The organism is Lutaonella thermophila, assembly GCF_055387725.1.
Window position 1 is genome coordinate 1,556,637 of record NZ_AP043783.1, and the last position, 11,786, is coordinate 1,568,422.

Genomic DNA, 11,786 nt, shown 5'->3' on the forward strand with positions numbered 1-11,786 from the left:
TTATGTTACAAATCATTCGCAGAAAAGCTTTTTGGACTTTAGATTTTATTAAAGGGAGTAAAATCCGAAGGCATTATAATGATATAGCTAATAAGCTAGAAAATTACAATACAGATGTGGTACAAACAAGTATTAAAAACAGTCTGAATAATTTATTACAGCATGCAAGTTCTACTACTCCTTTTTACAAAGACTTCGCCAATTATAACAGCCTGCAGGACTTCCCTTTAATTAACAAGAACATGATTAGAGAAAATTATGAGTTGTTTAAATCAGAAAAATATTTGACTTCAGAGAACATTCCTGTTGTTACTAGTGGCTCTACTGGAACACCTTTTAAAATTTTTCATAATAAAGATAAGAGGTTTAGAAATACTGCAGATGTAATTTATTTTAGTAAAATGGCTGGTTTTCAAATAGGGTCAAGACTTTTTTATATGAAAGTGTGGAACGAGATTAATAAAAAAAGCCCGCTAAAACGTTGGATGGAAAATATTGTACCTCACAGCATTTACAGTTATGAAAATAGTGATTTTGAAGATTTAATTTTAAAAATGCAGGCAGATAAAAATAAAAAAGTGCTGGTTGGTTTCTCATCTACTTTTGAGCTACTTTGTAATTATTTAGATGGTCTTAATTCTGAACCGTTAGATTGCAATGTTGTTTCTATAATTGCAAATTCCGAAGCACTAGATTATGGAACCAAAAAAAGAATGGAATATTACTTTGGCGTTCCTGCTATATCCAGATATTCTAATATGGAGAATGGCATGTTAGCACAACAAAGCATTCAGGGAGGTACAGATTTTCATATAAATTGGGCAAGCTTTCATATTGAGGTTTTAGACATGAATGAAGATAAACCGGCTAATTTTGGAGAACCGGGAAGAGTTGTTATTACAGATTTGTATAATTATTGTATGCCAATGATTAGGTATGAAAATGGTGACATAGCAGTTATGAACAAAGAAGACGGGCAAGCACCTGTTTTAAGTCATATTGAGGGTAGAAAAGTAGATATGCTTTATAACACCCAAGGAAAATTAGTTACTTCACATATAGTAACAGTTAATATGTGGAAGTACGATGAACTTAAGCAATATCAATTTATTCAAAAAGGAGCTAAAGACTACACCTTTAAACTAAACCCAAAAGGAGAAAATTTTTCAAGAGAACAAGAGCTTATTAATGAATTTAAAGGTTATTTAGGACAAGATGCTACTATTACAATAGAATATGTACACGATATCCCATTATTAAATTCCGGTAAAAGAAAACTTGTAGTTAGTAATTATACTAAGAGCTAAAACTAGTTTTTTGCTCTGTATAGAGGAAAGTAATTATGCTCTATATCTGTGATTAAATCAACATTAAAGTTAGTTTTACTCTTTACTAATGTTTTATAAGCAGTTTTATCTATAATTTTCCGTCCGGTGTAATAAATAACATCTTCGTCTTTAGAAAAAAAAGACTTTTTATATTTATACAAATTATCTTTATCAGTTATGCCACCTCCCAAAACATAGTATTTTTTATTAGTAGCCCGAGCCCATTTCATTATTTCTATCTTTAAAAAATCGTTAGGTCTGCAATTAAAATAATCAGCCAGTGTTCCTCCCATAAAAGAATACAAGGTGTCTGATGAAACTAAAATTAATTCACCCGAAATAGTAATATTGTCTTTAAACACTAATGCTAACGCGCAGTTTTCTGGATTTCTACTTATAAAATCTGTAAAATAACTTAAGGGTAAAAAATATTTAATATCTGCATTGGTGCGTTGCATGGTTTTAATGTAGATATTATAAAAATCCTCAATTTCTGATTTGGCAATATTTTGATAATAAATTTTTATGCTCAGGTTATGCTGTAATGCTTTACGATAATTGTTTCTAACTTTTGGTTTAAAATTATTCCATTGTGTTTCTTCGTCAAGAATTTTCCCTTTAACATTTCTTAGTGACGGAACCAAAACACCATTGTACCCTAAGTGATTGTTGTTTAAACTAAAACGTATAAATTCTGATACTACGTGATTAGCAGCGTACCAATTATCTACAGATTCCCAGAATTTTTTTAAAATATCTTCTGATATATTATCGGGGTCAAATAGCGGACCACTATAACCATATGGAGAGGTTACATCATAAAAATCAGACTTTTTATTATCAACAGATATTTCTCTTAAATAAAAAGGCATTATAACAATAGGTTGCGCGTTTTTTGAAAATAAAAAATAACAAGAAGTACTATTTTCTGTAGCAGATAGTGCCTGAAAATCTTTAATGTTGTAAAAAGGGTTATCACTATGTATTTGCTTGGCTAATTTTTTAAAGGATTCAAATTCTGCTTCGGTTTTAATATGCTTTACTTCTAAATTCCAGGTAGGAGCATTAATTTCCGGAATTCTTAAAAGCCTATCGCACTTAGAAAAGGTTAGGTTAGGAATGTAGTTTATATACTTATTTACCTCTTTGTTTCCTTTTAGCCATTCAATATAAACGGTAGCAATGTTTGCACCTGATTCGTGTGAAAAAGGGTAGCCACCGCCAAACCTCGGATTTAACTCTAATATGTATAAATTATCATCATGCAGAAACGCATCACAGTCCATGTTACCAAGGTGACGAAGCTTGTTTGCTATGGTTTTCCCAACGGTTTCAAAACGTTCATCTTTAACAGATAAAGCTTTATCTGTTTCTCCAGACCGCATACTAAGCTTTTCTCGTAAAAAAGTATCAAAATAATTACAATCAAAATCATTTACAACATCCATCCCATATTCTTTGCCTTGCAATTTCTCTTGAATAACAATAGCTCTGTCTGGGTCTTCGTTGCTTGCCTTTTGTAATATAGAGCGTTTTACTCTTTTACTTTGTAAGGCAAAAGCAAGTTTGAGTTCTTCTATATCCTCCGGAAAATCTATACTAATAGAGGCACTGCCCCAACGAGGTTTTAAAACTACTGGAAATTGTAATTGGTTATTTTTAATAGCCTTTAAAGCATCGTCTAAGGTTAAGTATGTTTTAGGAGTTTTTACGCCTGCTTCTTTTAAAAAAAGGTATGTTTTCCATTTATCAAAGCAAATATTTATAACATCTAAGTCAGAAACAAGTACTTTACAGCCGTGAGTTTCAATTTTATGTTTATTTGCTGCTAAAATGGGTAATTCTAAATCGTTTAATGAAATTACAGCGCTAACTTTATGTTTTGTTATTACATTTAATATTTCATCTATATAATTTTCATCGTAAATATCTGGGACAACTTCTGCAATATCTGCATCAACTAAAGCCGGAGCATTTAGCTGCTTATCTACTGCAATTACGTTACCATTACCTTTTAGAGCATCTTTAAAGTAATTAATCAGGTAGTTTCTTCTACCGGCACAAGTAAAAAGTATGTTTAAGGTTTGATGCATTTATGTGTTTATTTTAGAGGCTCTTTCTTGATCCAAATCGAGCATATTTTCATCTAATTCAACGTTTTCCGGATTTAATACCTTCTTAATGGTTTTTAAAATTATAGTTAAATCTAACCAAAAAGAAATGTTTTTTACATACGCTATATCTTTTTCTAGTTTTTTATCCCATGAAAGCAAGTTTCTTCCGGAAACCTGAGCTAATCCTGTAACACCGGGTCTTACAGAGTGTCTAATTCTTTCTTCTTTTGTGTAATACGGAAGATAGTGAACACGTAATGGTCTTGGGCCGACAATGCTCATGTCTCCTTTAATTATGTTTATAAGTTGAGGGATCTCGTCTAAAGAGCTATTTCTTAAGAATATACCAAATTTTGTAACCCGTTCTGAATTAGGTAATAAAACACCTTCAGAATTGGTTTTGTCTGTCATGGTTTTAAACTTAATTATTTTAAATATTTTTTCGTTAAGCCCCGGTCTATCCTGGTAAAAAAACGGCTTACCGTTGTTTATAAATAGTAAAATTATTGTAATTATTAAGAATGCCGGAAAAAGCAGTATAAATGCTATTAAAGCTAAAACTAAATCTAAAATTCTTTTAAGATAACGTTTATACATGTTATGTTTTGAGATGATTTTTTTCGATGTGTTTAATAGTCTTTATAACTATTTTTCGTCCTTTTTTTTGAAACTTTTTATCGAGACTATCAAAGGTATCATTCTCTTTAATTTTGATTGGGGTTTGACATATAATTACGCCCTCATCTAAATTTTCATCGATAAAGTGAGTTGTGATTCCTGTAATTTTCACTCCGTATTTTAAGGCTTTTTGTATAGCCTTTTCTGTTTTTGCAAAACTTGGTAGTAGTGACGGATGGATGTTTACAATTTTATTAGAATAAGCAGAAAGTAAAGGCTCTTTTATAATATAACCATAAGCCAGTAAAAAAATATAATCTATAGAATACTCTTGGAGTGTTTTTAAAATCTTTTTTTGGTAAGCAATGGTATCTTTAAAATCGGTTTTTTTAATACAGATGCTGTTTATGCCTAGCTCTTTTGCAGTAATAGCGGCTTTACATTTGTTGTTAGCATGAACTAAGAGTTTTATTGACGAGTTTGGTAGTTTATTATTTTTAAAATCTACCATCAAATTGGCTGCAGATCTACCCCAACCGGTAGTTAATATAGCCCAATTAATATTGTTTTTTTCTCTGATCATCTAAATTTATCATTACTTGTTGAGGATCTACAGCAATATTTTTAGAGGTAATAATACTCATAACTGTAAGCCAAATTATCTTTAAATCTAACAAAAAAGATAGGTTCTCTACATATTCAACATCTTTAGCTAAACGGTTATCCCAATCTAAAAAATTTCTGCCTGATACTTGTGCCAAACCTGTAATACCGGGCTTTACACTGTGCCTTTTTCTTTCTAAAGGAGTATAGTAAGGAAGGTATTTAATTAATAATGGTCTGGGCCCAATTAAGCTCATATCTCCTTTTAAAACATTAATGAGTTGAGGTATTTCATCTAAAGAGGTTTTTCTTATTAGTCTGCCTAGCCTAGTTAATCTTTTAGAGTCTGGTAATAAAACACCATGCTCATCTTTTTCGTCTGTCATAGTTTTAAATTTAATAAGTCTAAACAGTTTCTCATTTTTTCCGGGTCTTAATTGAGTAAAAAAAGGAGAGCCCTTAAATGCAATGGCTAATACAATACACAAAGCAATAAATACTGGAGATAGTAGTAACAAAACAAGTAAAGATAACACAACATCTATAATTCTTTTAAAAAATAGTTTATACATTTTTTTTATAATTGTTGATGGTGGTTTTAAACTTACCGGATTTTAAATAAGGGATAGAATCTACAAACTCTAAAGTTATATTTGCTTGGCTTCCTAAAAACTCTTTGTAGGTGGCTAAAAATAGCTCTTCTTCATTAAAAGTGTCATTTACAACAAGCTTTATAACATAATCTGTTTTAGAATTTTGAATTATCTGCCCTTGTTGGATTCCTCTAAAAACAGAAAAGTCTGTTAAGCCTAATGCAGATATAACTTCACCTTCTGTGTTATAAATTGCGTCTTGGAGTCTACCAGTAATTGTTTTAAAATATGTTGAACCATTTATAGTTTCAATTGCTCCCAAATCGCCGGTATCATATCTAATTAAAGGGGTGTGATAATTAAATAAATCTGTGATGACAATTTTACCTAAAGCTCCTTCAGGAACTGGTTGGTTAGTTTTAATATCTAAAATCTCAACATGATAACTTGCGTTATTTATAAAAAAGGAGTCTGTATTGTAATCTGTCAATTGTTGAGCAATTATACCGTTTTCTGTATTTGAGTATCTAGAAACAACAGGAGAATTAAAATAATACGACATTCTGTTTTTTGTATAACTGACTAAAGGCTCAGAAGTGGCAATTACAACCTTAAGCTTAATCTCTTTAGGCTTAATTATGTTTGGGTTAGCATCAAGAACAGTACAGATTTGTTTAAATGCCGAAGCATGCCCGATAAAACATTTATTACTATTATCTTTTTTTAATCTATTAATTAATTGTAGAACTTCCTTCTTATTAAATGGCACAACATTAACAGGAACTATGTTTTGAAGTTTTTGCAAGAATGTACTCTTTTTATAATACTCTGTCCAAAACCTAAAATAATATAACCTCATTCCTAATTTATAACCGGCTAAATGAGCAAAATATAGTGAGTCTGCAGTGTTCCTTCTTTTTTTGTTTATGTCGCAATGCATAGAAAATGGAGATCCGGTAGAACCACTAGTAGTTAACTTAATTTTTCTTTTACTTACATAGTTTTGAGCAACAAACAGGTTATATTGTTCAGTAATCATTGCTTTATTTACAACAGGAAAATTTTTTAAGTCTTTATTTTTTAAATGTTTATAAAAGGGAACATTAGTGTAGGCATGATGTAACAGCTTTTTTAATAACTCATCTTTTACTACTTGTGCTTGTTTAGGATTTTCATTTAAAAAAGCTATCTGCTCTAAGTGTTTTTTTACAGGGCTACCCGCAAAAAAATCTTTCAGAAAAAAAGCATGATATCGTAAAAACTCTAAAAACTTTAGCATGAAACTAATTAATTTGGCTAAGCATTTTTTTAACTACCGGGTGGTTAGCATAACCACCATAACCACGTTCTGCCATTATAAAAGCCGGTTGATTGTTACCTTCTATCACAACAGGGCCTGAGGGAGTTATAGCAATATCCCACCCGCAAAGCTTGTTTGGAATTAAATAACAAAGCTTAAGTACAATTGTAACAGCTTCATTAAAAAAAGGTATTTTAAACCCGTTAAATTCAAAATCAGTATTAGGATGTTTGGTGTAATCTTGTGCACCATAAACCATTTTAGAATAGCCCTTATGAGTAAGGGTGCCATTTTTAAAATTAACCGGCACATAAAAACCACCTTTGCTGGCGTTGTCAACAAAGTTGTTATTTACACCAAATCGCATTACACCTCCAAAAATTTGCACATTCCCGTTATCGTTAAAAGTGTCTAATCTTAAAGTATTTATAGCACCTGAGTAAATTTTATTTACTTCAGGATGTTGCTCTAAAGCTTCTTGATGTATGTATGCATCATTAAAAAAAAGAGCCGTTTTATCTGTTAATATGTTTTCTAAATTATCTTGATTTATGATGAAGATTCCTGTACCTCCTTGGCTTGAAAGCGGCTTAATAAAAATAGTTTTGTTGGTATTTTTTAAATGCTTTTGTCTAAAAAAGTCAATGAGCTCTGTCGTTGTTTTAATTAAAATAACCTCATTATTATCTATAAAAGAATGATGATGGTTATAACTTAGTAAGGTAGGAGAGGGGATGTTATGTTCTTTAAAAAATAAATGCAGTGCTAGTTTATTAGATAATAAATGAACATAGGGCTCTGTGTTAAATGGTTTAGATTTAATAATAGAAAAGTACTCATGAAGGCTTATGTAATTTTTATAATTTTTAAACTCTTTTCTGTATAAATACCTTCCAAAATAGTAAGTCGGAAACCTCCCTTTTTTGTACCATAAAACAAGTGTTTCTTTAAGTATCTTAAAAAAAGGCTTTTTGTTTTTATCTTTAATAAAAACACGTAGTCTGTATATATGGTCTTTAGTTTTTTTCAAAAAACAAAATTAGGTTTCATGTTTTTCTATAATATCTAGTAGGTTTTGGTTTATAATGTTTACATCAAACTTTTTCTCGGCCAATTTTCTGCTTTCAATACCCATAACAGCAATTTTATTAGGGTTTTCTATAAAAAAACGCATGGCCTCAACCAAGCTTTCTAAGTTGTTTGGTTGTATTAAAATACCATTTTTTTTAGAAATTACGGTATTTCTGCATCCCGGGGTGTCTGTTGTAATTATGGGCATTCCAACGGAGAGGGCTTCTAAAATAGAGCGAGGAATTCCTTCTCTGTAAAATGTAGGTAATACAAAAACATCAGATTTGTGAAGAAATTTCTCTATGTTAGGCTGAGTTCCGTGATGAACTATAATGTTATTTAAATGCGCGATTTTTAATACTTCTTTGTCTATGGCCGAAGGCGAGTTTTTTGGAACATCGCCTAGAATATGAAATTCTGCAGTAGGATATTTTTCTTTTAAACTGGCTGCTGCTTCAATAAATAAATTAATTCCTTTTTCTTTAATTAAGCGAGCTACAAAAACAAAAATTACTTTGTTTTCTGAGTTTTCTTTTCTTCTGAATTTATATTTGGTAAGGTTTACACCAGAACCATCTACAATGTAATAAGGTTGGTTAGTTACAATTTTTTTTTCTTGAAATAATTTTAAATCATCTTCATTCTGGAAAATGATAGCTTTATTTTTTTTTAATGCTATTTTGTAAAGTAATTGAGATACTTTTTGTAATGCTCTGGCTTTTTTTGATACTCCAGCAAAAGTGTACCCCAATCCGGTAATTAAAGAGTAAACGGTAGCTTTAGTAGCTCTTGCTGCTAAAGAGCCATAAATTACAGGTTTAATAGTGTAGGGGAATACAATATCTATATTATTTTTTGTAATAACTTTTCTGATTTTAAAAAACGAGTTAAGATCTTTAAAAGGGTTTAAACCGGTTCTGTTTAGTGGAATTTGTATTGGGGTTGCTTTAATTGATATTAATTTTTCTTTGGTATCACTATCTATATCAGGTGCTGCAGCAAACACATTATAGCCGTTAGCAACAAGGGCCTTTATAAAGTCGCCTCTAAAATGTGTTAACGATTTAGCATACGAAGCAAGTAAAAGAATATTTTTTTGTTTCATGAACTATGTAGTGTAATTATGAAAATACCATTTTTGAAAGCAATAAAATGCCCAAACCCTAAATGTATTGTCTGCTTTACCAGAAACATGGTTTGTAACTAATTCTTGAATAGCCTCTATATTAAACAAGTTTTGGGTTGTAAGTTTTTGTTTGTCTATATAGCTTAAAAGTTCCTGTTTTAAACTACTTCTTAACCAATCTCCAACAGGTGATCCGAAACCACTTTTACTTCTGTATAAAAAATTATCCGGAAAATCTTCTCTAAAAGCCTCCTTAAGAATGTACTTTTTATTCCATCCTTTCATAAGATAGTTTTCAGGAAGTGTGTTAGAAAACTCCCATATTTCTCTGTTTAAAAACGGGGCTCTACACTCTAAAGAGTTCATCATGCTGGTTCTATCTACCTTAGGCAGCATGCCACCCTCTAAACTAACTAATTTATCAACTAACCTAAAATGGGTAAGGCTGGTTGGGTTATTAAAACCCAACGTTTTTTTGTAATGTTCAAAAACACTATCAATAAAAACATCGGGTAGTAAAAGCTCTTTTATTTGCTTGTTTGTATTTGCTAACGATATAATATCCCAATAAAAACCTCCTTCGTAATTTATTGCATTTAAAAGCTTTCTAATTTTAAAACGTTTCCCTCTACGATCGTCTTTGGTGGTTAAAAAATTATTGGCAGTTTTCTGAAGTAACGAATGAATAAACTTTGGTACAATGCGCGTGTATTTTTGATTCATCTTGCCAATGTAATACTTGTTATATCCGCCAAAAACCTCATCACCACCATCACCTGTCAGTGCAACAGTAACATATTCTCGAGTTTTTTTAGACATTAAGTGTGTTGGTAAGGCTGCAGTATCAGAAAAAGGCTCATCAAAATTCAATAAAATTTCGTGAATGTTATCTTTTAAATCGTCTTCGCCAATTATAAATTCGTGATGATTACTATTAATTAGTTTGGCAACAATTCTGGATTTATCGGTCTCATCAAAAGAAGCTTTTTTAAAACCAATAGAAAAAGTGTCTATTTTTTTATCTAAAGATCGAGATAAACAAAGCGAAACGATTGAAGAATCTACACCACCGGAAAGGAATGTGCCTAATGGAACGTCCGATACCGAACGGCTTAAAACGCTTTGTGTAACAAGTTCTTTTACTTTTTTCTTGGCATCATTAAACGAAATGTTCGAAGGGTTTGGTGGTGCTTCATGGGCTATTTTTTTTATTTGATAAGTGTTTGTATCTAAGGAATATTCTAAATAACTGTTAGCCTCTAATTTATGCACGTTTTCATAAATACAGTAAGGAGCAGGTATGTAGGTAAGCCTTAAAAACAGGTTTACCCCAAGCTTAGATATTTTTAGTTTATTGCTACTGGCATAGGCTATAGATTTTAATTCTGATGCCCACATAAAAGTGTTGCTGTCTTGAGTAAAGTATAATGGTTTCTCTCCAAAAAAATCACGAGCAATAAATACTTTGTTTCTTTTTTTATCGAGAATACTAAAGGCATACATGCCATCTAATTTGCTAAATGCATTTTCTTTATAATTTTCGTAGAGTTTTAATATAACCTCTGTGTCACTATTTGTGGTAAATGTTACGCCTTGTTGTAAAAGTTCGGCTTTTAACTCTCTGTAATTATAAATTTCTCCATTAAAAACAATTACAAGCTGTTTGTCGTTAGAGTAAATGGGTTGTTGCCCTGTAGATAAATCTATAATAGAAAGCCTTCGCATTGCCATGGCTACTGTGTGGCTGTTGTTTTGCTCTACAAAAAAACCATCTTCGTCCGGACCCCTATGGGTAATAAGTGTATTCATTCCGCTAATAGTTTCTTTTACTTTAGCTATAGGAATGGTAGCGTTACTAATTATACCGTTTATACCACACATTAATTTAAAAGCATTGTTTTAAAATCGTTATATATTTTGTTTAACTCAAAATCTAAGGCTCTTTGTCTTGCTTGTTTGGCATAATAAACCCGTTCTTCTGGGTTGTTTAAAAAGAAATTAATTGCTTTAGCCATAGCAACAGTATCATTGTTATTAATTAAAAGTCCATATTTAGCTTTGTAAAAATCTCCGGTCTCTATTTTAATAGGGGATGGGTCTTGGTTTAAAAGCTCTAACGGGCCAGATAAACAATTGGTTGATATACATGGTAACCCTACAGCCATGGCTTCAAGCAGTGCATTTGGAAAGCCTTCTGTATTAGACGATAAAACAAAGCAATTATGATTTATTAAGTGCTCATACACATTCTTTACATTACCCTTTAAATGCACTGTGCTTTGTAAATTATGTTTGTTAATGAGCTCTTTAAGATAATTTTCAAGGTTTCCTTGCCCGTAAATAGATAACAGAACAGTATTATTAGTATTCTTTAAGCTATTTAACGCGTTTATTATTAATTCTTGGTTTTTTCTCTTATTAATAGATCCTACATTAGCAATAGATAGTTTTGGGCTTTGCAAAACATCATCTTTTACTTTAAACTCCGGAATCAAAATAGGATTATAAACTACATAAGAAGGAATGGTTACCTTAAAATTATCTTTTAAATCTTTATTTATATATACCGAGTTTGAAAATACTAAGGAGTTTCTGTTATACAGTATAGGATACAAAATTTTTGATATGTAGTAAGATAGTTTAGACGAAGTGTTATCTGTTGGGTAACCTCGTTCACTAATTATTGTCTTGATGTTTTTTAAATAAATTGAAGCTAAACTGTTTAAAAAATTAGGTAAGGCTAAAAAAGAAATAGAAATAGCTATATTTTGGCTTTTTAAAACCCTAATAAACCTGAATAAAAATTTAAAAAAATCAACAAATTTTAAAATAACATTAGCATGCCTTTGTGTGCTGCTTTCAGATAAAACCACAACATTTACCCCTTCCGGAATTGGAAAATGTACAACCTTATATAAAAGAATAAGTGTTACATTATAATCTTTTACCAATTCAGTTAAAAGTAAGCTAATAACCTTTTCGGCACCACCACTACCAAGACTTATATTTAAAATTGAAATGTTTTTTTGCATA

Annotated in this window: 10 protein-coding genes; 1 reads left to right on the forward strand and 9 read right to left on the reverse strand. The window is 30.9% G+C overall.

Features of this window, described 5'->3' with window-relative positions:
* Positions 1-2 precede the first annotated feature (2 nt).
* Complete coding sequence (locus ACZ5CF_RS07335; protein WP_464578559.1) at positions 3-1,307, forward strand: phenylacetate--CoA ligase family protein; 1,305 nt, start codon at positions 3-5, stop codon at positions 1,305-1,307.
* 2 nt (positions 1,308-1,309) lie between these two features.
* On the opposite strand, the gene ACZ5CF_RS07340 is transcribed toward ACZ5CF_RS07335, so the two are convergent.
* From ACZ5CF_RS07340 to ACZ5CF_RS07380, 9 genes are read right to left on the reverse strand one after another with little or no spacing between them, the layout of a single operon-like run.
* Positions 1,310-3,421 (reverse strand): GNAT family N-acetyltransferase, encoded by a 2,112-nt coding sequence (locus tag ACZ5CF_RS07340; protein WP_464578560.1) that lies wholly within the window; start codon positions 3,419-3,421, stop codon positions 1,310-1,312.
* Positions 3,422-4,039 (reverse strand): sugar transferase, encoded by a 618-nt coding sequence (locus tag ACZ5CF_RS07345; RefSeq protein WP_464578562.1) that lies wholly within the window; start codon positions 4,037-4,039, stop codon positions 3,422-3,424.
* A 1-nt stretch (position 4,040) separates the two neighbouring features.
* The gene (locus ACZ5CF_RS07350) at positions 4,041-4,643 is read right to left on the reverse strand and encodes a formyltransferase family protein (protein ID WP_464578563.1); all 603 of its coding nucleotides are present in this window, start codon (positions 4,641-4,643) and stop codon (positions 4,041-4,043) included.
* Positions 4,618-5,235, reverse strand: coding sequence for a sugar transferase (locus ACZ5CF_RS07355; protein ID WP_464578565.1), 618 nt, complete (start codon positions 5,233-5,235; stop codon positions 4,618-4,620). Before ACZ5CF_RS07355 ends, ACZ5CF_RS07350 begins: the two co-directional genes overlap by 26 nt.
* Positions 5,228-6,535 carry a phenylacetate--CoA ligase family protein gene (locus ACZ5CF_RS07360; RefSeq protein ID WP_464578566.1) on the reverse strand — a complete coding sequence of 436 codons (1,308 nt, stop codon included), beginning with the start codon at positions 6,533-6,535 and terminating at the stop codon, positions 5,228-5,230. The genes ACZ5CF_RS07355 and ACZ5CF_RS07360 overlap by 8 nt, the downstream gene beginning before the upstream one ends.
* Positions 6,536-6,539: 4 nt before the next feature.
* The gene (locus ACZ5CF_RS07365) at positions 6,540-7,586 is read right to left on the reverse strand and encodes a sugar-transfer associated ATP-grasp domain-containing protein (protein WP_464578568.1); all 1,047 of its coding nucleotides are present in this window, start codon (positions 7,584-7,586) and stop codon (positions 6,540-6,542) included.
* Between the two features lie 9 nt (positions 7,587-7,595).
* Positions 7,596-8,732 carry a glycosyltransferase family 4 protein gene (locus ACZ5CF_RS07370; protein ID WP_464578570.1) on the reverse strand — a complete coding sequence of 379 codons (1,137 nt, stop codon included), beginning with the start codon at positions 8,730-8,732 and terminating at the stop codon, positions 7,596-7,598.
* Positions 8,733-8,735: 3 nt separating this feature from the next.
* The gene (asnB, locus tag ACZ5CF_RS07375; RefSeq protein WP_464578571.1) at positions 8,736-10,634 is read right to left on the reverse strand and encodes an asparagine synthase (glutamine-hydrolyzing); all 1,899 of its coding nucleotides are present in this window, start codon (positions 10,632-10,634) and stop codon (positions 8,736-8,738) included.
* A complete protein-coding gene (locus tag ACZ5CF_RS07380) occupies positions 10,634-11,785 on the reverse strand; it encodes a glycosyltransferase (RefSeq protein WP_464578573.1) in 1,152 nt (383 codons plus the stop codon). Before ACZ5CF_RS07380 ends, asnB begins: the two co-directional genes overlap by 1 nt.
* Position 11,786: the final 1 nt, after the last annotated feature.